The organism is Sphingobium sp. CECT 9361 (assembly GCF_918741285.1).
Classification (GTDB): Bacteria; Pseudomonadota; Alphaproteobacteria; order Sphingomonadales; family Sphingomonadaceae; genus Sphingobium.
This window is the reverse complement of record NZ_CAKKNC010000007.1, coordinates 43,110-69,785: the sequence shown is the minus strand read 5'-3', so window position 1 is coordinate 69,785 and position 26,676 is coordinate 43,110. Positions and strand designations below refer to the sequence as shown.

18 protein-coding genes and 1 tRNA gene are annotated in these 26,676 nt (G+C 60.4%); 7 read left to right on the top strand and 12 right to left on the bottom strand.

Features of this window, described 5'->3' with window-relative positions; genetic code table 11:
- The first annotated feature begins 40 nt into the window (after nt 1–40).
- From LQ220_RS11780 to LQ220_RS11770, 3 genes are read left to right on the top strand one after another with little or no spacing between them, the layout of a single operon-like run.
- Entirely contained in the window at nt 41–1,270 is a 1,230-nt protein-coding gene (locus LQ220_RS11780) for an efflux RND transporter periplasmic adaptor subunit (RefSeq protein ID WP_230188486.1), read from the top strand.
- Between the two features lie 6 nt (nt 1,271–1,276).
- Nucleotides 1,277–4,471, top strand: a complete 3,195-nt coding sequence (locus LQ220_RS11775; protein ID WP_230188485.1) for an efflux RND transporter permease subunit — start codon at nt 1,277–1,279, stop codon at nt 4,469–4,471.
- The gene (locus tag LQ220_RS11770) at nt 4,468–5,886 is read left to right on the top strand and encodes an efflux transporter outer membrane subunit (RefSeq protein ID WP_230188484.1); all 1,419 of its coding nucleotides are present in this window, start codon (nt 4,468–4,470) and stop codon (nt 5,884–5,886) included. The genes LQ220_RS11775 and LQ220_RS11770 overlap by 4 nt, the downstream gene beginning before the upstream one ends.
- A 4-nt stretch (nt 5,887–5,890) precedes the next feature.
- Here the strand turns inward: LQ220_RS11770 and eda are convergent, their stop codons facing one another.
- From eda to zwf, 4 genes are read right to left on the bottom strand one after another with little or no spacing between them, the layout of a single operon-like run.
- Nucleotides 5,891–6,508 carry a bifunctional 4-hydroxy-2-oxoglutarate aldolase/2-dehydro-3-deoxy-phosphogluconate aldolase gene (gene eda / locus LQ220_RS11765; protein WP_230188483.1) on the bottom strand — a complete coding sequence of 206 codons (618 nt, stop codon included), beginning with the start codon at nt 6,506–6,508 and terminating at the stop codon, nt 5,891–5,893.
- Between the two features lie 2 nt (nt 6,509–6,510).
- A complete protein-coding gene (gene glk / locus LQ220_RS11760) occupies nt 6,511–7,485 on the bottom strand; it encodes a glucokinase (protein ID WP_230188482.1) in 975 nt (324 codons plus the stop codon).
- A 3-nt stretch (nt 7,486–7,488) separates the two neighbouring features.
- Nucleotides 7,489–9,318, bottom strand: a complete 1,830-nt coding sequence (gene edd / locus LQ220_RS11755; RefSeq protein WP_230188481.1) for a phosphogluconate dehydratase — start codon at nt 9,316–9,318, stop codon at nt 7,489–7,491.
- Nucleotides 9,311–10,777, bottom strand: coding sequence for a glucose-6-phosphate dehydrogenase (zwf, locus tag LQ220_RS11750; RefSeq protein WP_230188480.1), 1,467 nt, complete (start codon nt 10,775–10,777; stop codon nt 9,311–9,313). Before zwf ends, edd begins: the two co-directional genes overlap by 8 nt.
- Nucleotides 10,778–10,958: 181 nt before the next feature.
- On the opposite strand from zwf, the gene LQ220_RS11745 reads away from it, so the two are divergent.
- Nucleotides 10,959–11,043 (top strand) — tRNA-Leu (locus LQ220_RS11745).
- 429 nt (nt 11,044–11,472) lie between these two features.
- Here the strand turns inward: LQ220_RS11745 and LQ220_RS11740 are convergent.
- Entirely contained in the window at nt 11,473–13,851 is a 2,379-nt protein-coding gene (locus LQ220_RS11740) for a TonB-dependent receptor (protein ID WP_230188479.1), read from the bottom strand.
- A 519-nt stretch (nt 13,852–14,370) separates the two neighbouring features.
- Between LQ220_RS11740 and LQ220_RS11735 the strand changes: the two genes are divergently transcribed.
- Nucleotides 14,371–16,425, top strand: coding sequence for a TonB-dependent receptor (locus tag LQ220_RS11735; protein ID WP_230188478.1), 2,055 nt, complete (start codon nt 14,371–14,373; stop codon nt 16,423–16,425).
- A 144-nt stretch (nt 16,426–16,569) separates the two neighbouring features.
- Here LQ220_RS11735 and LQ220_RS11730 read toward each other — a convergent pair whose 3' ends face one another.
- Complete coding sequence (locus LQ220_RS11730; protein ID WP_230188477.1) at nt 16,570–18,099, bottom strand: CpaF family protein; 1,530 nt, start codon at nt 18,097–18,099, stop codon at nt 16,570–16,572.
- Nucleotides 18,100–18,314: 215 nt separating this feature from the next.
- On the opposite strand from LQ220_RS11730, the gene LQ220_RS11725 reads away from it, so the two are divergent.
- Together LQ220_RS11725 and LQ220_RS11720 are read left to right on the top strand one after the other, a co-directional pair.
- Nucleotides 18,315–19,343 (top strand): glycosyltransferase family 2 protein, encoded by a 1,029-nt coding sequence (locus tag LQ220_RS11725; RefSeq protein ID WP_230188476.1) that lies wholly within the window; start codon nt 18,315–18,317, stop codon nt 19,341–19,343.
- Entirely contained in the window at nt 19,316–20,041 is a 726-nt protein-coding gene (locus LQ220_RS11720) for a class I SAM-dependent methyltransferase (protein ID WP_230188475.1), read from the top strand. The genes LQ220_RS11725 and LQ220_RS11720 overlap by 28 nt, the downstream gene beginning before the upstream one ends.
- Before the next feature lies 1 nt (nt 20,042).
- Here the strand turns inward: LQ220_RS11720 and LQ220_RS11715 are convergent, their stop codons facing one another.
- The 6 genes from LQ220_RS11715 to LQ220_RS11690 form a co-directional block, all read right to left on the bottom strand.
- Complete coding sequence (locus LQ220_RS11715) at nt 20,043–21,581, bottom strand: hypothetical protein (RefSeq protein ID WP_230188474.1); 1,539 nt, start codon at nt 21,579–21,581, stop codon at nt 20,043–20,045.
- Nucleotides 21,582–21,811: 230 nt separating this feature from the next.
- Entirely contained in the window at nt 21,812–22,066 is a 255-nt protein-coding gene (locus LQ220_RS11710; RefSeq protein WP_230188473.1) for an ATP synthase F1 subunit epsilon, read from the bottom strand.
- A 90-nt stretch (nt 22,067–22,156) separates the two neighbouring features.
- Nucleotides 22,157–23,602 carry a F0F1 ATP synthase subunit beta gene (gene atpD / locus LQ220_RS11705; protein ID WP_230188472.1) on the bottom strand — a complete coding sequence of 482 codons (1,446 nt, stop codon included), beginning with the start codon at nt 23,600–23,602 and terminating at the stop codon, nt 22,157–22,159.
- 26 nt (nt 23,603–23,628) lie between these two features.
- Nucleotides 23,629–24,504: a F0F1 ATP synthase subunit gamma gene (locus LQ220_RS11700; RefSeq protein WP_230188471.1), complete on the bottom strand. Its 876-nt coding sequence runs from the start codon at nt 24,502–24,504 to the stop codon at nt 23,629–23,631.
- Nucleotides 24,505–24,556: 52 nt separating this feature from the next.
- Nucleotides 24,557–26,086 carry a F0F1 ATP synthase subunit alpha gene (gene atpA / locus LQ220_RS11695; RefSeq protein ID WP_230188470.1) on the bottom strand — a complete coding sequence of 510 codons (1,530 nt, stop codon included), beginning with the start codon at nt 26,084–26,086 and terminating at the stop codon, nt 24,557–24,559.
- Between the two features lie 32 nt (nt 26,087–26,118).
- Complete coding sequence (locus LQ220_RS11690) at nt 26,119–26,673, bottom strand: F0F1 ATP synthase subunit delta (RefSeq protein ID WP_230188469.1); 555 nt, start codon at nt 26,671–26,673, stop codon at nt 26,119–26,121.
- Nucleotides 26,674–26,676: the final 3 nt, after the last annotated feature.

The window sequence follows — 26,676 nt, the reverse complement described above, 5'->3', positions numbered from 1 at the left end:
CCGAAGGGCGATTAATGCGCTATAGCCGATGCTCCCGATCATGACGATCGCACTAACCAAGCAGATAACATCCTTGCGCTTTACATTTGCTCGGCCCCGCGCCGTCCATTTCGCCCTCGCGGCATGTCTCGCTCTGCCGCTCGCGGCCTGTGGCGGCGGGAACGATAAAGACAAGAAGCCCCCGCCTGTGCCGCAGGTGGGGTTTGTCGTCATGGAGCAGAAAAGCGTGCCCCTGACCGTGGAGCTGACGGGGCGTGTCGCTGCGTACCAGATGTCCGAAGTCCGCCCGCAGGTCAGCGGCATCATCCGCCGCCGCTTTTTCACCGAAGGCGCGCTGGTCCGCAAAGGCCAGACATTGTACGAAATCGACCCGCGCCTCTATCGCGCCGCCGCCAACGAAGCGCGCGCCAACCTCGCCAGTGCCCAGGCGAATGCCGAAGCGACCCGCGTAAGAGCCGAACGTTTCCGTCCCCTCGCCGAAGCCGAAGCGGTGAGTAAGCAGGACTATACCGATGCCGCTGCGCAGGCGCGTCAGGCCGCTGCCGCCGTCGCGCAAGGCCGCGCCCAACTCGACACCGCGCAGGTCAACCTGCAGTTCACCAGCGTCCCCGCGCCGATCACCGGACGCATCGGCCGGTCCTTCTTCACCGAAGGCGCGCTCGTCACCAGCAATCAGGCCGATCCGCTGTCGGTCATCCAGCGGCTCGATCCGATCTTCGTCGATATCCAGCAATCGAGCGCCGATCTCCTCGCGCTGCGCCGCTCGCTCTCGCAACAGGGCGCCGCGGCCCCCAGCGCTGCAGTGAAACTGATCCTGGAAGACGGCAGCGAATATGGGCAGACCGGCACCGTCCAGTTTTCCGAAGTGATGGTGAACGCCAGCACCGGCACCGTTACCCTGCGCGCCAGCTTCGGCAATCCGGACGGGCTGCTGCTCCCCGGCATGTTCGTCCGCGCCCGCTTCGCGCAGTTGGTCGACACCAATGCCATCCTCGTGCCGCAGGCCGCGCTCAGCCGCTCGGCAAGAGGCGCGGCGACCGTCTTCATCGTCGGCCCGAACAACAAAGCCGTTCAGCGGACGGTGACGGCGGACCGGACGCAAGGTGCCTATTGGGTGGTCACCAAGGGACTGAAACCGGGCGACAAGGTCATCGTGCAGGGTCTGACCAACGTAAAGCCGGACGCGCCGATACGCCCCGTCTCCGCCGATACGCCACAGAATATTGTCGCGCCTCAGGGTGCCGCCGCCAACAAGAACAAGGGCGGCTGACGCACAGTGTCGAGGATATTCATCGAGCGACCCATCTTCGCGTGGGTCATCGCGATCATCGTCATGCTGCTGGGCATCGGCGCAATCTACGCGCTGCCCATCGCGCAATATCCAGACGTCGCCCCGCCGCAGGTGAACGTCCGCGCGACCTATCCCGGTGCGTCGGCCGAAACGATCCAGAACAGCGTTACGCAGGTCATCGAGCAGCAACTGACGGGCATCGACGGCCTGCTCTATTTCAGTTCGTCGTCCAGCTCGCGCGGATCGGTCACCATCAGCGCGACATTCAATAAAGGCACCGACCCTGACATCGCGCAGGTGCAGGTGCAAAATCAGGTCCAGCAAGCGCTCTCGCGTCTCCCCCAACAAGTGCAGCAGCAGGGCCTGCGCGTCACCAAGTCCAATCCTGACTTCCTGATGATCGTCGCTGTCTATGATGAGACGGACCGCAGCACCAATCAGGACGTGTCCGATTACCTTGTCTCGAACCTGCAGGATACTCTCGCCCGCACGGCGGGCGTGGGCGACATCAACGTATTCGGTGCCCAATATGCCATGCGCATCTGGCTCGATCCGGACAAGCTGGCGAGCTTTTCGCTGATCCCCGCCGATGTGGTTACGGCCATCACCAACCAGAATACCGAAGTCGCCGCAGGCGAAATCGGCGGACAGCCGCAGCCTGCCACGCAGATGCTCAACGCCACCGTCACCGCTCAGTCGCGTTTACAGACGCCCGATCAGTTCAAGGCGATCATCCTCAAAACCGATCCCAGCGGCGCGACCGTCCGCCTTTCCGACGTGGCCCGTGTCGAACTGGGGGCGGAAAGCTATGCGGCAATCAGTCGGGTGAATGCCCACCCCGGTGCTGGCATGGCCATTTCCGTAGCGCCCGGTGCTGACGCGCTCGCGACCGCCGAATTGGTCAAAGCGCAGGTCGAAAAGGCCGCCAAGGGCTTCCCGCAAGGCTTCAAATTCAGTTACGCAAACGACACTACGGCATTCATCAAGCTATCTATCGAGGAAGTCGTCAAAACGCTGATCGAAGCGATCGTGCTGGTCGTCATCGTGATGTTCATTTTCCTGCAAAGCTGGCGCGCGACCCTGATCCCCACCATTGCGGTGCCGGTAGTCCTGCTCGGCACTTTCGCTATCTTCTACGCTGCGGGCTTCTCTATCAATACGATGACGCTGTTCGGGCTCGTCCTGGCCATCGGCCTCCTGGTGGATGACGCCATTGTGGTGGTCGAGAATGTCGAGCGTCTGATGGATGAAAATCCGGACATGACGCCCAAGGAAGCGACTATACAGTCGATGGGGGAAATTCAGGTTGCGCTGGTCGCAATCGCAGTCGTTCTGTCCGCTGTGTTCCTTCCCATGGCATTTTTCGGTGGATCGACCGGCGTCATCTATCGGCAGTTCTCCCTCACCATTGTGTCGGCGATGGTTCTTTCTGCCCTGGTTGCGCTGATCCTCAGCCCCGCATTGACCGCAACGCTGCTTAAACAAAAGTCGAAGGAAGAACGGGAAGACGACGGCTGGTTTGCGCGCCGCTTTCCTAAGGGCGCCGCGCTCGTCACGCGCGCGCAGGACAAGTTCAATCGCGGGTTCGCAAAGGGCACCGACAAATATGTCCATGCCGTGACCCGCGTGGTCGATCGCAAATGGCTGTTCCTCGGCATCTACGCGATAGTTTTGGCGCTGCTGGTCCTGCTGTTCATACGGCTACCTACCAGCTTTCTTCCGACAGAAGATCAGGGGGCCGCAATCGTGCAGTTTCAACTGCCCGCAGGCGCGACACAAGGACGGACAGTCCAAGTTCAGCGTCAGGTCGAGCGCTACCTGCTGGAAAACGAAAAGAAGAACGTCCGCACCCTGTTTACCGTGGCTGGCGGCGGCGGTGGCGGCGCGAGCGGACAGAATACCGGTCAGGGCTTCATGAACTTAACCGACTGGGCGGATCGTCCTGGGCGCGAAAATTCAGCCGATGCGATTGTCGGGCGTGCATCCGCTGCATTCTCCAATGTCCGTGATGCGCGCATTTTCGCACTCGTGCCGCCAGCCATCCGCGGTTTGGGGCAATCCAATGGGTTCACGATGCAATTTCAGAATGCCAGCGGTATGTCGCGGGAAGAGTTTCTTGCCGCTCGCGATAAGCTCTTGGCGGAAGCGAACAATGATCCGCGATTGCGTGCCGTCCGCCTTACCGAACTCCCCGATGTCGCAACGCTGAAGGTCGATATAGATCAGCAGAAGCTTGCTGTGCTGGGGTTAAGTCAGTCAGACGTCAACAGCACCCTTTCCACGGCTTTGGGCGGCCGGTACGTCAATGATTTCGTCGATCGGGGCCGCGTGAAGCGTGTTTATGTGCAGGGGGATGCACCCTTCCGCGCATCTCCGTCCGACATCGATCGCTGGTTTGTGCGCACATCGAACGGGCAGATGGCGCCGTTTTCGTCTTTTGCGCAAACGTCCTGGTCGACGGCACCGACGACACTCTCGCGCTTTCAGGGCGTGTCGTCCTTCGAATTTCAGGGGCAGGCCGCACCCGGCACCAGTTCTGGCGATGCGATGGACCGGATTGCCGAGCTTGCAGGACAAATTCCGGGCACCACGATTGCGTGGTCGGGGCTATCGTTTCAGGAGCGGCTCTCGTCCGGGCAAGCGCCGCTGCTCTATGGGCTTTCGCTGCTCGTCGTCTTTCTCTGCCTTGCTGCTCTGTACGAAAGCTGGACCATTCCGGTGGCCGTTATGCTCGTCATTCCGTTGGGACTGGTGGGGGCCGTTTTCGCGGTCACGCTGCGCGGTCTTGAAAACGACGTGTATCTGCAGATCGGTTTGCTGACGACCATGGGCCTGGCTGCCAAGAACGCTATCCTCGTAATCGAATTTGCCGAGCGTGCCGAGAAGGAGGGCAAGCGCGTCATCGATGCCGCGCTCGAAGCGGCGCGCCTGCGCCTGCGCCCGATCCTGATGACCAGCCTTGCGTTCATCTTCGGCGTGCTGCCGCTCGCGATCTCGACGGGTGCCGGGGCGAACAGCCGTATTGCCATCGGTACGGCGGTGATTGGCGGGATGCTGACGGCGACGATCCTGGCGATCTTCTATATCCCGCTGTTCTTCGTGCTGGTGCGCCGCACCACCCGCGACAGCTTCAAGAAATGGCGTCACAAGCCCGACGCTTCGCCGGAACATGCCGCATGAACCGCTTTGCTCTCATCCTGATCAGCCTGACTGCCGGGTGCAGCATGGCACCGAAATATGTGCAGCCCGAACCGCCCGTGCCGCCAGCATGGCCCGTGGGCGACGCTTATCTGAAGCAATCGGGAGAGATGCCGCCTGTGGTGTCGTATCGCGATCTCTTCACCGATAGCCGGCTTCAGCAGATCATCGAACAAGCTTTGCTCAACAATCGCGACCTGCGGATTGCGGCTGCGAACATCGCTTCGGCCCGTGCGCAATACCGGGTCAATCGGGCCAATATCCTTCCGCAGATCAATACAAGCGCGGGATATACCTATTCCGACAACGCGACCAATCGCAACACGGGCGGGAATACCGGCTTTTCTAACTCGGGCAGCCGGTACACAGCCGATGTCGGTACGACGGCGTTTGAACTGGATCTGTTCGGTCGCCTGCGTTCGCTTTCGGACGCAGCGCTCCAGCGCTACTTCGGGACGGAGGCAGCGGCGCGGAGTACAAGGCTGACATTGGTGGGTGATATCGCCGATGCGTGGCTAACCTATGCCGCAGACCAAAGCCTGCTGAAAATCGCGCAAGACACCGCCACGAGCGCAGAGCGCAGCGTCAAATTGACGCGCTTGCGGCTGGAAGGCGGCATCGCACCGCGCACCGATGTACGCCAAGCCGAACAGGTGTTGGCGACGGCGCAGGCCGATCTGGCCGAACAGCGCACAGCCATCGCGCAGGATATCAACGCGCTGCAACTTCTTGTCGGCGCGCCTGTCGACCCTGCATTGCTGCCGCCCTCAATCGAAGAGGTTACCGGCGCCGTTCTGGAGTTACCTGCCGGTCTGGACTCGTCCATTCTGCTCCGCCGTCCTGACGTCATGCAGGCTGAATATGAACTACGCGCGGCCAATGCTGAAATCGGCGCAGCGCGTGCGGCGATGTTCCCGCGCATATCGCTAACAGGCTTGGCGAGCCTTGCCAGCACAGCGTTATCGTCGCTGTTTACCGGCGGTGCGTTCAGCTATTCTGCGGGCGCGGATGTCAGCTATTCGATCTTCAGCGGGGGGGGTGCACGCGCTGGCGTCGCACAAAGCAAGGCGCAACGCGACGCCGCTCTGGCGACCTACGAAAAGGCGATACAGTCGGCCTTTCGGGAAGTCGCCGACGCTCTGGCGCGCCGCGGGACGATCAACGATCAGTTTCGGGCAAATCGCAATCGGGTCGAGGCGGCCGCCGATACCTACAGGCTGACCGATGCGCGCTATCGCGGTGGGATAGATACGTTCCTGTCGAGCCTCGACGCACAACGGTCGCTATACTCTGCAAGGCGCAGCGACATCGCCACCCAACTTGTCAGGGCCAGCAATCTGGTGTCGCTCTATCGCGCGTTGGGCGGCGATGCACTTATCGAGGAACAGCGCCAATAGGCGTTCAGCCGTGCAGCGATGCCGCCGCGCGCGCCAGTTCCTCTATCCGGTGCGTATCGACCGGTCCCTTCGGCACCAGCCAGCTTCCGCCCACGCACTTTACAGCGCTTTCGGCCAGCCAATTGCCCGCCGTTTCGAACTTGATCCCGCCAGTCGGACAGAATCGTGCCGTATGGAACGGCGCTGCCAGTGCCTTAAGTGCGGGCAGACCGCCGGACGTTTCGGCAGGGAAGAATTTGAACCGCGACAGGCCCAAGTCCATCCCACGCATGATGTCTGCTGCCGTCGCGATGCCGGGCAGGAACGCCACGCCGCTTGCGATCGCAGCCTTCCCCAAGGTCTCGGTAAGGCCGGGGCTGACAATGAACTGCGCGCCTGCCTCTAGCGCCTGATCGAGCTGCGCGGGATTGAGCACCGTACCGGCACCGACGACAGCACCGGGCACCTTGCTCATCTCCCGCATCACGTCGAGCGCGATAGGCGTCCGCATCGTAACTTCCAGCGTAGGCAGGCCACCTTTGACCAGAGCCTCGGCGATGGGCGCAGCGTCCTCGATCCGCTCGATCACCAACACCGGGATCACGGGGGCCAGTTCCATTACCTGATCGACTGTCAGCGTCATTGTCATTCTCCCCGAAAGGCGGCAGCCGCCCCGAACAAACCAATTTCTTCATGCACTGCAAGGCGCACGGGTATCCGCTCCATCAACCCCTGAAAGCGACCCTTCGCGGTGAAGCGGCTGTGGAACCCGCTTAGTGGCAGCATGGCCTTCATTCGCTGGGTCAGGCCACCTGCAAGAACGACGGTGTCTGCCCCATGCGCCAGCGCCAGATCGCCCGCCACTGATCCATAGCAAAGACAAAAGCGCTCCAGCGTGGCGCGGGCAAATGGGTCCGTATTTTCCAGAGCGGCGTGCCAAAGGTCGGCGTCGTTCATCAATTCGACGCGATCATGGCCGATGGTGGCCATGGCTTTATACAGATTATTGAGGCCCGGACCGGACACGATCCGCTCAGTGGATACCCGCAGAAACTTGTCCCGCAGATAGTCGACGATGCGGCCTTCCAGGACATCAAGAGGCGCAAAGTCGACATGCCCCCCTTCAGTAGCAACGACATGCGGCGTGCCATCGACAAAGGCGATCATGGCAACGCCCAGCCCCGTGCCGGGACCAAGGATCGTCACCGAACCATTGTGGGGCAGGGGCACATCGGGACCAAACAGCCGTTCGAGATGCTCGGTCGGAAGTTTGGAGATGGCATGGGCCACGGCCTCAAAATCGTTGACGAGGCGCAGCTCGTCGAGATCGAGATCGGCCTTCAAACCATCGGGCCGGATCACCCAGTTGCTGTTCGTCAACTTGATGACGTCGCCACCAATGGCTGTGGCAAAGGCTATGGCAGCGGCGCGGGGCAGGGGGGCGTCGCTCGCCGCCGCTTCGTCCTGCACGAACGCCGCCCAGCAGGCTTGCAGGCTCGGATAATCCGCAACCTTATACTTGCGCACGGTGCCCAGGCTGGGAACGCCGTCGTGACCGATTGTCGCGATGGCGAAACGCGCGTTCGTTCCACCGACATCCACACTGATAATGGATTTCATGGCTCAGACTTCCGCTTCCATCGCTGCCAATATGGGCGATGCGCCTTCTTCCGCCAGATCGCTATGGTTGCGGAACAGCGCAAAGAGTTCGCGCCCCGTATCATAGGGCGGCGGGGGCGGAACGGGATCGGAGCGCGATGCCCATTCAGCAGCGTCGACCAAGGCCTCGACTACGCCGTCCTGTGCACAGACGCGCACGATGTCGCCATCGCGCAGCTTGCCGATGGGGCCACCGCCCAGTGCCTCGGGCGACAAGTGAATTGCCGCCGGCACCTTGCCCGAAGCGCCCGACATGCGCCCATCGGTCAGCAAAGCCACCTTGAACCCGCGATCCTGCAAAACACCTAGCGAAGGCGTCAGCTTATGCAGTTCCGGCATGCCGTTGGCGCGCGGCCCTTGGAAACGGACGACAACGATGACATCGCGCTCCAGTTCGCCTGCCTTGAATGCCTGCAGCACATCGTCCTGATCGTGAAAGATGCGGGCAGGGGCTTCGATGGTCCAGCGGGCCGGCTCGACAGCGCTCACCTTCATGATGCAACGTCCCAGATTGCCGGAAAGCAGACGCATGCCGCCGTCGGCGCTGAACGGATCGGACGCGGGGCGCAGCATGTCGAGGTCGCGCGATTGGCTCGGTGCGTCCTTCCACACCAGCGCATCGTTTTCCAGCGTCGGTTCCTTACCGTAATCGGTCAGATCCTGACGCGCGACGGTCTTGATATCGCGATGGAGCAGGCCGTTATCCAGCAACTGCGTAATGATCCATGCCATGCCGCCCGCCGCCTGGAAATTGTTCACGTCGCCCGATCCGTTCGGATAGACGCGCGCGAGCAGGGGAATAACGTCCGACAGTTCGGCAAAATCTGTCCAGTCGATGCTGATCCCTGCGGCCCGCGCTATGGCAGGCAGATGGATGGCATGATTGGTCGACCCGCCTGTCGCCAATAAGCCGATGATTGCATTGACGATGGCCTTTTCATCGACGCACTCGCCCAGCGGTCGATAATCGTCACCGTCCCAGCCGATCGAGGCGACCCGATGCGTGGCGGCGCGGGTCAACTCGCCGCGCAGCTTCGTGCCGGGATTGACGAAGGCGGCATTGGGCATGTGGAGACCCATGATCTCCATCATCATCTGATTGCTGTTGGCGGTGCCATAGAACGTACAAGTGCCAGCGCCGTGATAACTAGCCGCTTCCGCTTCCAGCAGTTCGGCCTTGCCCACTTTCCCCTCCGCATAAAGCTGACGGATGCGGACCTTTTCCTTGTTCGCGAGGCCCGATGGCATGGGACCGCCGGGAACGAGGATGGTCGGCAGATGCCCGAAACGGAGCGCCCCGATCAGCAAGCCGGGTACGATCTTGTCGCATATGCCAAGCAGCAACACGCCTTCGAACATGGCATGGCTGAGCGATACCGCAGTCGCCAGCGCGATGGTGTCGCGGCTGAACAGCGACAGGTCCATGCCAGCCTGACCTTGTGTCACGCCGTCGCACATTGCGGGCACGCCGCCCGCGACCTGCGCCGTTGCGCCGACTTCGCGTGCCGCGATCTTGATCGCTTCGGGATAGCGGCCATAGGGCTGATGCGCTGACAGCATGTCGTTATAAGATGTGACGATGCCAATGTTCATCGCGCGACCCGAGCGGATGACAGGCTTGTCCTCTTCGGCAGCTGCAAAGCCGTGCGCCAGATTGCCGCAGGAAAGCTGATCGCGATTGGTCCCCGCGTCCCGCCCGCGCTTTATCAGGTCCAGATACTTCTGGCGGCGCGGCGCGCTGCGTTTGACGATCCGTTCGGTGACGGCGACGATTACCGGGTGCAGATCATTCATGCCAGCTTGCTCCATCACGTTCGATAAGAGCAATGGCCGAGGATGGTCCCCAGTTCCCCGACGCATAAGGCGACGCCTTCATGCCGGCATCCTTCCAGCCACCGATGATCGAATCGATCCAGGTCCACTGGGCTTCCACTTCGTCGCGGCGGACGAACAACGTCGGATCGCCTTCCAGCAGGTCGAGCAGCAAGCGTTCATACGCAATCCGTCGTCTCTCGCCCGCGAAGGCATTGGCAAGCGATACGTCCAGACCGACTTCCTGCAGCTTCACGCCGCCACGGTCCAGTCCGGGTTCCTTGGCCATAATGAGCAACCGTATATTTTCCTGCGGTTGCAACCGAATGATGAGCGTGTTCGGTTCCAACCCCGATCCATGACCCCGCGATCCGAAAATGCTGTGCGCGACAGGCTTGAACTGTATCATGATTTCCGAGTGCCGCGCAGGCATTCGCTTGCCGGTGCGCAGATAGAATGGCACGCCGGTCCAGCGCCAATTGTCGATGTGCGCCTTCAGCGCAACAAAGGTCTCGGTGTCCGACGGCTTGCCAAGCTCATCGGCATAGCCTGTAACGATCTCTCCCGCGACCGCTCCGGGCGTATACTGGCCGCGCACGCTGCACGCCTTTACGGTTTCGGCATCCATGGGACGCAAAGACCGTAGCACCTTCACCTTCTCGTCGCGCACCGCAGTCGAATCCAGACGGGCAGGCGGCTCCATCGCGATGATGGACAGAATTTGCAGCACGTGGTTCTGCACCATGTCGCGCAACGCGCCGACACCGTCATAATAGGATACCCGGCCTTCCAGGCCCACAGTCTCCCCTACGGTAATCTGCACATGGTCTATCGCAGCGGCATTCCACAACGGCTCGAACAGCATATTGCCGAAGCGCAAGGCCATCAGATTCTGAACGGTTTCCTTGCCAAGATAATGGTCGACGCGAAAAATCGACTGCTCGTCGAACAGCGCGCCAATGGCATCGTTGACGTCGCGGGACGATTCCAGATCCTTGCCGATGGGCTTTTCCATCGCAATGCGCGTCTTGGGTCCGACGAGACCGGCGTCGGCCAGTCCCTGCGCCGTGGGCGCAAATAACGAAGGCGGTGTCGAGAGATATACCGATATCCCGCGGTCCAGTCGATCGCGAACTCGATCGGCAAGCGCGGCAAACTGATCGGCATTGCCCGCTTCGACCGGGCAATAGATGATCATGTCGCACAGCCGCTGGGCGAGCGCGGTGTCATACCGCTCCGGCTGAAGGAATTTGCGGAGAGCGGCATCCACATCTTTGTGGAAGGCAGCATCGTCCAGCACCGTGCGGCCCGATGCAACGATCAGAAAATCGGCTGGCAGCAGGTTGTCGCTCAACAGATTGTAGAGCGAGGGAAACAGCATCCGGTGTGCCAGATCGCCGGTGGCGCCGAACAAGATGAGTGTGGCAGATGGCTCGGTCAAAAGGCTTTCCCCTTACCGTTACTAATGATGGTTGATCTGCACGAGGGTCCCGGTATAGCGCCGGAAACCACGCTCGCAAGTGCGAGAAGCAGGCTTTCCTGTGGTGCCGGAAATTTTACGCCTAATCCCGCGCGTCACTGTTGCGCGGTCGCGATTGGTCCGCTAAGCGATGCCGCTCACTGCCCCTGTGGTGAAATTGGTAGACGCGTCCGACTCAAAATCGGATTCCGAAAGGAGTGCTGGTTCGATTCCGGCCAGGGGCACCATTTCGCGGTCTTTTCAGTGCCTATCGCGTCCAGGAACATCCTGTGACGCCCACTTCCGCCGACGGAGTGGCCATTCAATCTCCCATACAGAATAATTCAGCGCCGAGCGATTGAGCGAGCTAGCGGCGGTTGAAATTGCGAACGCTGCGCAGAGTGGTCGGAAGATACGTCCGAATGGGCTCGCCGCGCCCGATCTTGTCTTCCTCGACCAGCAGCATCGCCACTACGGTGGCGACCTTCGTTCCGAGGCCCCCTTGTCTTGCACCGGGTGTCGGGGTGAACCGGCGCGCGATGCTTCAGATTGGCAAATCTGCAGCTCTTCGCGCTACCCGCGCCGCAATGACACGCAATGGTCCATGCGACGCCGGATGCTTGCGGACAATAAGCATAGGAGAACCGCGTTTCAGAGCGGCTTTCCCTTCATGCTATTTATCTTCGGAAGGTTACGCTGAGGCCGATTGTGCGCGGACGAAAGGCTGTCGCACGGAAATTGAGGTTGCCGGGCGTTTCATGCCCCAGACCCAGAACCGGATTATCGTTCGTCACATTGTTTGCGAACAGGCTGACATCGAGGCCGCTGAAGCGCACACCTGCGCGCAGGGCGAGGGCCGCTGTTGCGGGTGCGCGCGGTATCATCGGATCGACCAGAGGCGAGGTCAGATCCAGCGGTGTATCGTCATGGCTGGACCCGGTAAAATCGGCACGCAGGTAGAAATCGCGGTCCCTTAGAGCAAACTGATATTCACCGCTCAGGTGATAGGTCCAGGGAGCGATATCCAATGGCTCGCCCTTACGACGCACGGTCGTTCCGTTTGGCCCTGGAAGATTCGATGAATAGCGCGCGTTGATATAAGAGAGCGACGCGCCGAGCGTCAGTCCGTCCAACGGCTGCGCCGAAAGTGCAAGGTCGATACCGTCGATCTTGGCATCCCCGAGGCTGTAGATCGTGTGATTCTGACATATGGGCAGCGCAATTACCGTTTGCGTATTTTTCCAGTCGACATGATAGGCTGAAGCATCGATGGCCAAGCGTCCGCCGAAAATTCGGTTTTTGCTGCCTACTTCATAGCTCCAGACTGAATCATTCTTGATGTAGCGCGGTACCATGGGGTCGAACCCCAGGATCTCACCATCCGGCGTGCAGCGGAACCCCACCGCGTCGGCAATGTTGCTGCCGCGCGCTCCCTTGGCCGCACTGGCGTAGAACAGGTTGTTCCTATCCGCCTGGAACGACACACCGAATTTCGGGGTAATGGGATTGTGCTTCGACAGTTTGGTCTCGCTCATGCCGTTGCTGGTATATAGAGGGCCAGCGAGGAAATTGTCGTACACGAACGACGTAGCCGTATAGCGCAAACCGGCGGTGAGCTTGACGCGCGGCACGATTTCATAATCGATCTGCGCGAACAGAGACTTCTGCTTGTCGGTGTATTTTGAATGCTGGCTGATGACGTAACGGCCCTGATAGAGTTCAACGCCGAAAATGTCGCTGATGGACGACACAGGCTGCCCGCCTTCATTCTGGATACCGTAATTGATTTGGTCCAGCAGCCCCAGATTCTCGGCATCGAATGAGTCGCGCGTTACAAATCGCGAGTAAAATGCGCCGATAACCCAGTTGAATCCCGTGTTGGAATCCGCGCTTTGGAGACGGATTTCCTGCGTTACGCCTTTCTGCGAGGTGGCATTGTGCGTCCCGGACTGAACAAGCGGCAGATCAGGCGGCGGGAACGGCCCATTATAGCCCGACCAGATCGCGATATTTAGCGCGACGTCATCGCTTTTGGTTACGGTCTTGCGCGTAAAATAGGACGTGTTGGAAATGAGAGTGGCGCCGCCCAGATCAATCTCCGCCTTGAGCGCGGGGAGGATGAAGCGATCGGTATGATATTGCGGCTTGACATAGTAGCTGGTGCGATAGTCGACGTTCGCCAGATCCGTTGTTGCCGGTTCGAAAATGGCGCCATCGTCCAACTTGGCCCGCTGGAAAAACAACGACGGTGTGACCGTAACGTTTTCGACAGGTTTCCAACCCAGCGCGATACGACCCACGTAGCTGTCGCCACTGTTGATGTCCCGCTCTACCACCTGTTTGGTGTATCGATCGAGCCGATCGACGAAACCCCCGTCATGTCGGTGCGAAAAACTCGCCCTGAACCCCAGTTTGCCCTCTATGAGCGCAGTCCCTCCGGCGATTCCGGCCTCGTAGCTGGTTCCGCCCTTTTCAGTAGTGCTCAGTTCGGAACGCCCATAGACCTTTGCGCCGCTCATCACGGGCTCGGGTGTGATGAACCGGATAGCGCCCCCCATTGATCCCGTGCCGAACAGTGTGCCCTGCGGACCGCGCAGCACTTCCACACGGTCGAGATCGAAGATTTGCGGATAGGCATTGGTAAGGCTCGGGCTGATCCCGGTGCGGGTCTGGATCGGCGTATCGTCGATGTAAATGCCGGTCGTCGGGATGCCTGAAGTCGAAAGAATGCCGCGGATGGCGATATTGCTTTGGCCGGTTCCGTAGAACAGCGCGCTCGACCCAAAGGTTATACTGGGCGTCAGGCGCATGATATCGTCAGCCGAGCGGACCCCCTGCATATCCAATGATTTCTGGTCGGTCGCGACGATGCTCAGAGGGACCTTGCTCAACGACTCCGCCCGGCGCGTTGCCGTGACGACGATTTCGCCGAGGTCCGCTCGCGAGTCCGTGTCGCTCTGGGGCTTCTGCTCTGCAGCGTAAGCCCGCACGTTCAGCGCGCCGACGGAGACGCAGCCAAGCATCAACAGCTTAAATAGGTGCTTATTCGAAATCATTCCCGGCCCCCCAAGATTTGAAGTGAACGAAGGCGGCGGCTTTCCATCCGGTTGTCCTGCCCACATGAGTATGATGCGCATAATTTTTAAAAAAACAAGCAAAAGTAATAATAATTTCTCATAATACGATTATTCGCTATATTATGTGCGCGATGAGGGGTTTGGCATTGTGCAAAGAGCAGGAGGGGCGATGGGCAAATCCGCCTATTTCATATCCACAAGACGGGGTGAGCACCGGATGCTCAGCTGAAGACGAGCAACCCTATCCGGGCATGGCTGTTAGAAGGTTCCATCCGACAGCGGTCATTCCCGCTCGGCGTGTTGGCCGAACCGACCTTGACCGATGTCGCACACCGACATCGAACCTCACGGCTGGCGGAAAAATTGTCTCTAAAATCAATCGCTACGAACGTTGGTGTAACCATTTCAGGCAGAAATCGGACCGTTCGTAACTTGTTCCAGTACCGCGAGAGCTTACCCCAAGGCTCAAAGACATAAGGTAATCAGAGGGCTCTATTCATGCAAAATCGAACTGTGCGTCGTACCGTCCGTTGGTCGGTATATATTGCTCTTGCCTGCAGTGTCTCCTCTCAAGCAACCGCACAGCCAGCCAATCAGCCCATCCCCGCCGAAGCAACGCCGGCCGAAGCCGAAGCCAGCGCAAATGACATAGTGGTATTCGGACGAGGAGAGGATAAGATTGGCGTCGCCAGCGCAGCGAGCGAAGGCAGCTTCAGCGGACATGATCTGCTCGTGCGCCCATTACTCAAGGTTGCAGAACTGCTCGAGGCCGTGCCGGGGCTCATCGCCGCCCAGCACTCCGGAAGCGGCAAGGCCAATCAATATTTCCTGCGCGGCTTTAACCTCGATCATGGCTCTGATTTCACCACCTATATCGATGGTGTGCAGATGAACATGCGCACACATGGGCATGGCCAAGGCTATCTCGATCTCAATGGGCTTATCCCGGAGATTATCGATCGCGAGGATTTTCGCAAAGGCCCGTATCGCGCCGATGGCGGCGATTTCGCGCTGGCAGGCGCCGCTTATCTTTCGACCGTGAACATGTTCGACAGGCCATGGGTCTCCGCTGAGGGCGGCTCTTATGGTTGGGGGCGTCTCGCCGCCGGGGGAACGGTACCTATTGGCCAGGGTGCGCTAACCCTTGCGGGTCAGACCAAAATCTATGACGGCCCTTGGGAGCAGGCAGAAAAGCTGCGTCATTTTGCAGGCTTCGCGAAATATTCGCAGCCAGTCGGTAATCTGAACCTTGCTCTAACCCTGCATGGATATCATGCGACCTGGAAACCGACTGAGCAAATCCCCGAGCGCATCGTGGGTTCGGCCGTCTGCGCGGATGTCTATTGCGCGCCTGACCCGACCGCGAAGGGCATGACCACACGCTTCATCGGCAACGCCCAACTCTCCGGCGACAGTTTCAAGGCCAATGTCTCCGCACAATATTATAATTGGTGGATGTTCTCCAATCCCACCTACGCCAATGCGGACGGGAGCAGTGCCCAAATCCGCCAATTCGACCGGCGCTGGGTTATCCAGGCGCGGGCCGAGAAGCGCTTCGATCTTTCGGACAGCCTGAAGCTGACTTTCGGCGGCGAGGCGCATTTGGACAAGATCGGTAATGTCGGCGTCTATCACACTATCGATCGCGTTTTTGCTGAGAGCCTTGGCGCTTATCGCGTAACGCAATCCTCGCTTGGCCTTTATGGCGAAGCGGCGTGGACTGTTGTGCCCGGTGTGCGCGTTATCGGCGGATTGCGCGCCGACCGCTTCGGCTACAGCGTTCACGCGAAGGATGCGCCGGCCGTGGCACTTGGCGAAGGCACAGGGACGGACACCATCGTGTCACCCAAAATTTCCCTCGCGTGGGAAGCGATGCCCAATCTCGAATTATATGGCAACTGGGGGCGCGGCTTCCACTCCAACGATGTGCGCGGCGCTGTCACCGCAACACCGGTGCCGGTGTTGGTTCCTGGCACCGGCAAGGAGGTCGGCGCCCGCCTCAAGCTTGGCAACCTCACCCTGACCGGCACCTATTGGTGGCTCAATGTCGGCAGCGAACTTAAGTTCGTCGGAGATTCCAACGCAGTGGAGCCGACCGGAGCGAGCACACGCCACGGCTATGAGCTGGTCGCTTTCTGGCGGCCGGCGGCGTGGGTGGCCATCGACGGCACCTATACCGGCAGTCATTCGCGGTACGGTGACGGTAACTATATTCCCAACGCATTTGAAAATGCGGCGTCGTTGGGCATCTCGCTATTGCCCGGACAGTGGAAATTCTCCGCTCGCTTACGTCATCTGGGTCCTTCACCGCTCACGGAGGACAACAGCGTCCGTGACAAAGGCAGCAATATCGTCAACGTACGAGGTGCGCGCCAATTGGGTCCGGTCGAACTTTATGCCGAAGCAGTGAATATCCTGGGCAGCGGAGACAAGGACATCGCCTATTATTACGAGTCCTACATTCCGGGTTTCGATGCTGCACCTACCGCCGGCCGCCTGAGCCGAGTGGTCGAACCGTTTACCCTGCGCGTCGGCGCAACGCTGAAGTTCTAGAAAAAAGCTATCGCTCCGTTTGAGCGCAAGCATTGGGTCATAAACCGATGCCTTGCCCTACGGGGTAAGAATTATCTCGAATGGCCTGAATGGCGGCGACACACAACGTCGCCGCCATGCGCGCCTGTGATATGCGGCTCCCGATTACAGGCAGGCTTCCAGAAACGGCTGGTCGAAGCCGAAGCCGCGGGCCTTTTCCAGCGTGTAGGGGCGAAGGCCCATGCCGCGATACTCGCCGATGATCTTGCCGTTCTCGTCCTCGGAAATATATTCGAACTTGAACAGTTCCTGCGTGACGATGACGTCGCCTTCCATACCGATCACTTCGGTGACGTTGGTCACGCGGCGCGAACCGTCGCGCAGACGCTTTACCTGCACGATCAGATCGACCGAGTCGGCAATCTGCTTGGAAATGGCTTCCTTGGGGATCTTGATGTCGCCCATCAGGATCATGTTTTCCATACGGCCCAGGCATTCGCGCGGGCTGTTGCTATGGAGCGTACACATGGAGCCGTCATGGCCGGTGTTCATCGCGGCGAGCAGATCGAAACATTCCGCGCCACGAATTTCGCCCAGGATGATGCGATCCGGGCGCATACGCAGAGCGTTCTTGACGAGATCGCCGATGGTGATCGCGCCTTGCCCTTCCAGGTTGGCGGGCCGCGTTTCCAGCGGAAGCCAGTGCGGCTGCTGCAAGCGCAATTCGGCCGCGTCTTCGATCGTCAGCACGCGCTCGCCCGGATCGATCATCTTCGACAGGGCATTGAGCATCGTGGTCTTGCCCGAACCCGTACCGCCCGAAATGACGATGTTGAACCGGCACGCCCCGGCGATTTTCAGCGCGGTGCACATCTTCTGGCTCATCGCGCCCCAGTTGGCGAGATTGTCGAGCGTGATCGGCTTGGCGGAAAACTTACGAATGGAGATCGCCGTGCCTTTGAGGCTGAGCGGCGGTACGATGACGTTGACGCGCGAACCGTCGGGAAGGCGGGCGTCGGCAAGCGGCGTGGTCTGATCGACGCGACGGCCGACCTTGTTCACGATACGCTGTGCGATCTGGAACAGATGCTCTTCGTCACGGAACTGGATCGGGGCAATGGTCAGCTTGCCCTTCTTTTCGATGTAGGTCTGCAGCGGTCCGTTGACCATGATGTCGGTGATGTCAGGATCGTTCAGCAACTCTTCGAGCGGCCCCAGACCGAGCAGCTCGTCAACCAGCACCTTTTCCAGCGCGAATTGTTCGCGCCGGTTGAGCGTCAGTTTCAGCTCGGCCAGCACTTCCATGATGATCGGGCGAAACTCTTCGGCCAGTTCGTCCTTCGACAGCGTTGCCGCCGCCTCGGGATCGACGCGCTCCAACAGGCGTGGCAGCACCTGTTCCTTGATCTTGTGTACCGACGCTTCGAAACCCTGTGCCTGCTCCTGCGGGGCATGTTCCTGATTGGCCCGGTCGGAAAGGCGCGCCAGCGCTTCTGCATTGCGCATTTCCTGCGGAGATGCTGCGGAAAGCGGATCGGCGGCCGCGGCAATGGCTGCAGGATCGATGGGCGGGAACTGATCGCCGCCGCGCACGTCCGGTTCGCGGTTGGCACCGGGGGTGTGCTGCATCGGTCGCGCAACGCCAAAGCCGGGCTTTGCTCCGCTGGGTCCGTTTTTCCGTCCAAATGCGCTCATGATGTTCCCACAACGAAATTCTATCGGGTTTTGTTATGGCCACCCCAACACATGATGGCTGAGACTGGTGAATAGATTGGAAACTTTGACAAAAGGCTAATGGGAGGAGGGGGCGGTGCACAGCCGGCGCGCGCTTACCAATCGTTAACCATTTTTTATCATGGTGCAGGCTCACGTTCTCCGATCACGGCGAGCGTTCATTTTCAGGAAGCCGCATGGCCGCGCGAATAGCCTTGTCGATCGTCATCCCTGTGCTCAATGAACAGGAATCGATCTCCCTGTTCCTTGACAGGGCGCGTCCGGCTGTGCGCGATGCTCTGGCGCTCATCGGGCCGGATGCTGGCGCGGAATATCTGTTTGTCGACGATGGCAGTACGGATCGCACCCGCGATATCCTGGGGATACTGGCGCGCATGAATGCTGACGTGCGTTACGTCGCTCTGTCGCGCAATTTCGGAAAGGAAGCGGCGCTTGCGGCGGGCATCAATCGCGCGCGCGGCGATGCGGTCATCCCCATCGACGTCGATTTGCAGGATCCACCCGAAGTCATCGCCCAGATGGTGCGGCTCTGGCTGGGTGGGGCGCAGGTAGTCAACGCCCGCCGCGTCGATCGATCGAGCGACAGCCGTTTCAAACGGTGGAGTGCGCATTGCTTTTACCGCATCCTCAATCGCCTCGCGGACTATCCTATTCCAGAGAATGTCGGCGATTTCCGCCTGCTGGATCGTCAGGCCGTCGATGCCGTCAAGCAGTTGAGCGAACAGGCGCGGTTCAACAAAGGTCTTTTTTCATGGGTCGGCTTTCGCGTGGCGACGGTCGATTACGAACGCGAGGCACGCGGCGCGGGTGAAACCAAATGGCGGCTCCGCAAGCTGTGGGGGTTGGCGCTGGATGGCGTGACCTCCTCGACCACCATGCCGTTGCGTGTGTGGTCCTATCTGGGCGGCATGATTGCGCTGCTGGCCTTTGGCTATGCCATCGCGCTGGTCGTCAAGACCGTAACGACGGGCATCGACACGCCGGGCTATGCATCGATCATGGTGGCGGTATTGATGCTGGGTGGGCTCAACCTGATGAGCCTTGGCATCATCGGCGAATATTTGGGTCGAGTGGCGCAGGAAGTGCGCAACAGGCCGCTTTATGTAGTGGCGGAAGATGTGGGCAGCGATGAAAACGACGCTGTCGGCACGGCTGAAAATCACCTGGAGGACAGCGAATGGATCGCGCAGCCTATTCGAGCATGAGCGCGCAAGAGACGGACCACTGGTGGTTCGTCGCCCGCCGCGCCATCATCGCACATCTCATCGAAAAGCATGTGCCGCTCGGTGAGGGTGCAGCCATTCTGGAGGCAGGATGCGGCACCGGCGGTAATCTCGCGATGCTGGCGTCCTATGGGGCGCTGGACGCTTTCGAATATGATGCCGATGCGCGTGCACTGGCAGCGGGGCGGGGCATCGGGAGCATCGATGCAGGCGCTTTGCCGGGACAGATCGGCTTTGGCGAGAAGGCCTATGATCTGATCGCCTTGCTCGACGTTCTGGAGCATATCGACGACGATACTGCATCCCTGAAATCGCTGGGTGGACGCTTGCGTGCGGATGGGCGGATGCTGGTGACGGTGCCCGCGGTGCCATGGCTATGGTCCGACCACGATACGTTGCATCACCATAAGCGCCGCTACACGCGCGACGGTCTAGGCGAGGTCGCTGTGCAGGCAGGACTGAAGGTGCAGGCGATAGGTTATTTCAACAGCCTGCTATTCCCGCTGGCGGTCATGCAGCGCGTCGCGCATCAGCTAACCAAGAGCAAGGCTGCATTGGACGTCCGCCCCTCCGCGCCGGTCAACGCTCTGCTGCAGACGGTGTTCGCAGCAGAGCGACACATCGTCGATCATATTCGCTTTCCGATCGGCCTGTCGCTTTATGCGGTCTTGAGCCGCTAAATCACTTTCCGGCTTGCCGATACCAGTCGCCAGTCCAGCAGCGGTCCGGCTCGATGGCGCTTGCCCGCGCAGGATGGCGGGGGCTAACGGCGGCAGGCATGGCCGACAGCGGTGCCAGATAGGAGCCTTTAGGGAAATCGGCAAAGCTTTGGTCCCACGCCTTCCAAAAGGTGCAGCGCACCTCCGGGGCGGGCGGCTGGGTCAACGCGCGGCGGATTTCATGCTGGCCGGTTATGCTGCCGATGATGAGCGCGAACAGCAACCAATAGCGTATAGGCGCAGGCGCTCCGAGGTCTCCCGGCGTCACCGCATCCGCAACCATGACCATCAGAATTGTCAGCGCAGGCACGGACGCGCGCATCATAAAATCAATCGACCAGCCGATCTGTAAAAAGGGCATCAACAGAAGACATGCGGTGACAAGCGCAAACACCGGCCATCCAAACCGGGTCCCGCGCCCCAGAAAAGCCACCGGCACGAGATACGGTACTGTCTCGAACAAATGGAAGATGCCGTATCGCAGTGTCCCCGGCGCATAGATGCGGATGCCGACATCGTCACCCGCCGCGCTCAAATAAAGCAGGCCGGGAACGCAAAGAAGTAAGGCTAACGCCGGCAGGGCAATATCGCTGACTCTTAGGCGCCGCTGGATCAGCGTCTCAAAGCCCGCAAGCGCCACAAAGGGCAGGGTGCCAAGCACTCCGAAAGGCGACCAGAGCAAGGTAAGCGGCAGTATCGCCAGAAAGACTGACAGCGGTAGCCGCTCCGTTCGCCATAACAGGAACAGTATCGCGCCGATCCATGCTGTCATTGCGTGATGCGGCACCCAGAAAGCTAGCGTGATCATCGAAGAATACTGGATCTGTGCCCAGTTTTCGAGATGATCGCTCAGCGCGCCATGAACGAACAGGCTCCCCGCTGCGTCCAGCCCGCTAAAGGCGAGGAAGATCAACAGCCCCCAGACGCGTGCCCGCGTGCTGCCAAACAGCCGGGATGCGATGGCCAGTATCACGCCGAGCAACGCACTGTTTTGTATCAACAGCGCAATATCGCCAGCGCGCGGACTTAGCGCCTTGAACGCCAGCGCCGGTGCCAGAAACATTCCGATCGGCGCGCGCAAGACATCGGGAGTGGCCCGGGCGGTATAGACGAACGGCCAAGGGTTGATCGCCATATCGCGCAGGACCGCATAGCGCACCTGCCAGTCGATATTCGCGTACAGGAACCGTCCCTGTCCGCCGAGCAACATCAGCAGGAAAGCGACGAGCAGGCATATGCTGATGAGGCGAATGCCGATGCGGCTATCCGGCGTGTCAGGGACAAGGCGGATGATTGTAAAACACAGCGCGATCAGGCCGCTCAGCCCCAATGCATAGGCCCACAACGGCGCGATATCGAGAAAACGCCATAGGAGAAGCTGACTGCCGCCAAGCCACAGGGTGAGCGTGGCGAGCAGGTGGCGCAGGGATACGCATCCCGTGCCGCTGGGCTTGATGGATCGTGATAACGTAATGGCTATGGTTCCCTCTGCAGTGGCCATACTGCGTGATGGCGAAAGCGTCGAGGTTTAGAACCGCGCTCCCCGGCGAAGGCCGGGGGGCAGGGCGGCACAGGTTGGACTTCGCAACTCTGGACCCCGGCCTTCGCCGGGGAACACGGCTGAATACCGCATCAGTACCAAGTTGGTGAACATATGCCAACACAGAGCGGGCTGCCTTCCGAAATCGAAAGGCAGCCCGCTCTGTTGGTTTCCTGATGGACTGAGTCTACTTATCCGGCGCGCTCAGCCAGTACCGTCAGGCCCTGCTCGGTCACTTCGGCAAAGCCGCCTACGACCGTGATCGTCTCGGGCGCTGCATTGGCGCTGGTGAATACCTGCAGCGCACCGTCGCGGACGGTCGACATGAACGGCGCATGGCCTTCCAACACGCCGAAGTCGCCTTCGCTGCCGGGAACGACAACCATATAGACGTCTTCCGACCGAACGAGCTTTTCCGGGGTCACGAGTTCAAAGTGTAAGGGCATAATTCGGTTCCTTGCTCCCTCTCCCTTTCGGGGGAGAGGGCAGGGGAGAGGGGGATGCGAACGACGTCCCCGTAACTTCCCCTCTCGTAGTTACGCTGCTTCTGCAGCCAGCTTCTTACCCTTTTCGATGGCTTCGTCGATGCCGCCGACCATGTAGAAGGCTGCTTCGGGCAGGTGATCGTACTCACCGTCCACGACGGCCTTGAACGACTTGACCGTATCTTCGACGGCAACGAACTTGCCGGGGATGCCGGTGAAGACTTCGGCGACGTGGAAAGGCTGCGAAAGGAAGCGCTGGATCTTGCGGGCGCGGGCGACCGTGATCTTGTCCTCTTCCGAAAGCTCATCCATGCCCAGAATGGCGATGATGTCCTGCAGCGACTTGTACTTCTGCAGCGTTTCCTGAACGCGGCGGGCCACTTCGTAATGCTCCTGGCCGACGATGGCAGGGGTCAGCACGCGGCTGGTGGAGTCGAGCGGATCGACTGCCGGATAGATGCCCAGTTCCGAAATTGCGCGGTTCAGCGTGGTGGTCGCGTCCAAATGCGCGAACGACGTGGCTGGCGCAGGATCGGTAAGATCGTCTGCGGGAACGTAGATCGCCTGCACCGAGGTGATCGACCCCTTGGTGGTGGAGGTGATGCGTTCTTGCAGCGCGCCCATGTCGGTCGACAGGGTCGGCTGATAGCCCACAGCCGAAGGAATACGACCCAGCAAAGCCGACACTTCCGAACCGGCCTGCGTGAAGCGGAAGATGTTGTCGACGAAGAACAGAACGTCCTGGCCTTCGACATCGCGGAAATACTCGGCGATGGTGAGGCCCGACAGAGCCACACGAGCGCGCGCGCCCGGCGGTTCGTTCATCTGGCCGAACACCAGCGCAACCTTGGAGCCTTCGCTGGTCGGGTTGCCGTCGGCGTCCTTGGCGATAACGCCTGCGTCGAGGAATTCGTGGTAGAGATCGTTGCCTTCGCGGGTCCGCTCACCAACGCCTGCGAAAACGGAGGTGCCGCCGTGGCCCTTCGCGATGTTGTTGATCAGTTCCTGAATAAGCACCGTCTTGCCGACGCCCGCGCCGCCGAACAGGCCGATCTTGCCGCCCTTTGCGTAAGGGGCGATCAGGTCGATGACCTTGATGCCGGTGACGAGAATGGCGCTCTCGGTCGACTGGTCGATGAATTCCGGCGCCTTCGCATGGATCGGCGAGCGCAGGTCGGTGACGACCGGGCCGCGATCGTCGATCGGCTCACCCACGACGTTCAGGATGCGACCCAGCGTCTGGGGGCCGACGGGCACGGAAATCTGTGCGCCGGTGTCGGTGACTTCCTGACCGCGGGTCAGACCCTCGGTCGCGTCCATCGCGATGGTGCGGACGGTGTTCTCGCCCAGATGCTGTGCGACTTCCAGAACAAGGCGCTGGCCGTTGTTGCTGGTTTCGAGCGCGTTCAAAATCGCGGGCAGCGCATCGGGGAAGGTCACGTCGACGACGGCGCCGATGACCTGCGAAATGCGGCCTACATTATTGGTGGTTGCCATGGTTCGTTTCCTTGCCTTCGGGTCTTTTAGAGCGCTTCCGCGCCTGCGATAATTTCAATAAGCTCAGTGGTAATCGCGGCCTGACGGCTGCGGTTGTACTGAATGGTCAGGTTGTTGATCAGGTCGCCGGCATTGCGCGTGGCGTTGTCCATCGCGGTCATCGACGCGCCCTGTTCCGATGCCATGTTTTCCAGCAGCGCCTTGAACAACTGGATCGTCATGTTGCGCGGCAGCAGGTCGGCGAGGATCGTTTCCTCGTCGGGCTCATATTCCACCGCAGCATTGCTGGCTGCGGGGGCGTCTGCAGGGATCTTGACCGGGATAAGCTGCTGCTCGGTCGGGATCTGCGCCAGCGCAGACTTGAACGTCGCGTAGAACAGATGCGCCACATCGAACTTGCCAGCGAAGAACATGTCGCTGACTTCATGCGCGATGGCCTGCGCCTGATCGTAGCCCGGGGCTTTCGCGCCGGTGGTGTCGAACTGACCCACGATCATGCCGGGGAAGGTGCGGGCGATTACCGGGCGACCCTTGCGACCGATCAGGAAAAACTTCACGGTCTTGCCTTCAGCGATCAGGAAGCGCGCCTTGAGCACGGCAGCCTTCACGATGTTCGCGTTGAACGCACCGGCCAGACCACGGTCGGAGTTGGCGACGACGAGCAGGTGCACGTCTTCCTTGCCGGTCCCGGCCAGCAGCTTGGGGCTGCTTTCGCTGGCGGTCACGCGCGAAGCCAGCGTGGCGACGATGCGTTCCAGACGCTCGTTATACGGGCGCGCCGCTTCGGCAGCGGCCTGCGCCTTGCGCAGCTTTGCCGCGGCGACCATCTGCTTGGCCTTGGTGATCTTCTGGGTCGATTTGACCGAGGCGATCCGCCCTTTGAGTTCTTTCAGACTTGCCATGACGAACCTTGTGGTTCGTCATCCCGGCACGAACCGGGATGACGGATTACTCTTATGCGAACGACTTGCCGAAGCTGTCGAGAGCAGCCTTCAGCTTGCCCTTGCTGTCGTCCGACAGATCCTTGCTGTCGCGGATCGCGGTCAGCAGGTCAGCGTGATCGTGACGCAGGTAGGACAGCATCGCTTCTTCGTAACGATTGACGTCCTTCACTGCGACGCCATCGATATAGCCGCTGGTGCCGGCGAAGATCGACGCGGTCTGCTCTTCGAACGGCAGCGGCGAGAACTGTGCCTGCTTGAGCAACTCGGTCAAACGCGCACCGCGGTTCAGCAGCTTCTGCGTCGACGCGTCGAGGTCCGAACCGAACTGCGCAAACGCAGCCATTTCGCGATACTGTGCCAGCTCCAGCTTGATCGAGCCGGACACCTTCTTCATCGCCTTGGTCTGCGCGGCAGAACCGACGCGCGACACAGAGAGACCGACGTTAATCGCGGGACGGATGCCCTGATAGAAGAGGTTGGTTTCAAGGAAGATCTGGCCGTCGGTAATCGAAATCACGTTGGTCGGAATATAAGCCGACACGTCGCCAGCTTGCGTTTCGATGATCGGCAGCGCCGTCAACGAACCCGAACCATTGTCGCTGTTCATCTTTGCAGCGCGCTCAAGCAGGCGGCTGTGGAGATAGAACACGTCGCCCGGATACGCTTCACGGCCCGGAGGACGACGCAGCAGCAGCGACATCTGGCGATAAGCCACGGCCTGCTTGGACAGATCGTCATACACGATCAGGGCGTGCATGCCATTGTCGCGGAAATATTCGCCCATCGTCACGCCGGTGTACGGTGCGAGATACTGCAGCGGCGCAGGCTCCGAAGCGGTTGCGGCGATGACGATGGAATATTCCATCGCGCCGTTCTCTTCGAGCTGGCGCACGATCTGCGCAACGGTCGAACGCTTCTGGCCGACGGCAACATAGATGCAATAGAGCTTCTTGCTTTCGTCGTCGCCTGCGTTGACGCCCTTCTGGTTGATGAAGGTATCGATCGCGACGGCGGTCTTGCCGGTCTGGCGATCGCCGATGATCAGTTCGCGCTGGCCACGGCCGACGGGGACGAGGGTGTCGATGGCCTTCAGGCCGGTCTGCACAGGTTCATGGACCGACGTGCGCGGGATGATGCCCGGTGCCTTCTTTTCCACGCGCATACGCTGGTCGGAAACGATCGGACCCTTGCCGTCGATGGGGTTGCCCAGACCGTCGACAACGCGGCCCAACAGACCCTTGCCCACGGGAACGTCCACGATGGTGCCGGTGCGCTTGACGACGTCACCTTCCTTGATCTCGCTGTCCGACCCGAAGATCACGACGCCGACATTGTCGGCTTCCAGGTTGAGGGCCATGCCCTGCACACCGTTGGCAAAGGCGACCATTTCACCGGCCTGCACATTGTCCAGCCCGTGGATACGGGCGATGCCGTCACCGACGGACAGCACGGTGCCCACTTCGGAAACCTGCGCTTCGGTGCCGAAGCTGGCGATCTGGTCCTTGATGACCTTTGAAATTTCTGCGGCGTTGATATCCATGACTTAGCCTTTCATCGGACCCTTACGGGTCTTTAGCCCTTCATAGCGTGGGCGAGAGTATTCAAACGGGTGCGGATGGAACTGTCGATCATCTGGCTGCCGATCTTGACGACCAGCCCGCCGAGGATTGCGGGGTCGACCTTTGCATCGACCGCGACATCGCGACCGACACGGGCCTTCAGGCTCTTTTGCAGAGCGGTGATCTGGGTAGCAGTGAGCTTGTGCGCCGACACGACTTCCGCGCGGGCTTCGCCACGGTGATTCGATAGCAGCGTTTCATAAGCGCGGATCACGGCAGGCAATTGCGCCAGACGCCGGTTCTGCGCGAGGACGCCCAGGAAATTGCCGGTCAGCGTATCGAGACCCATGGACTGCGCAACGGCAGCGACGGTCTTCGTCGCGGCGTCACGACTGACCAGCGGGCTGACCACAAGGGCCTTGAACTCGCTGGATTCGGCCAATGCCGTCTTCAGCGCGGCCAGGCTTTCGCCCACGGCGTCGAGCGCCTTGCCGTCCCGTGCCAATTCAAACAGGGCCACGGCATAGCGTCCGCTGAGGCTGGCCTGAATACTGCCGCTCGTCTCCACGCT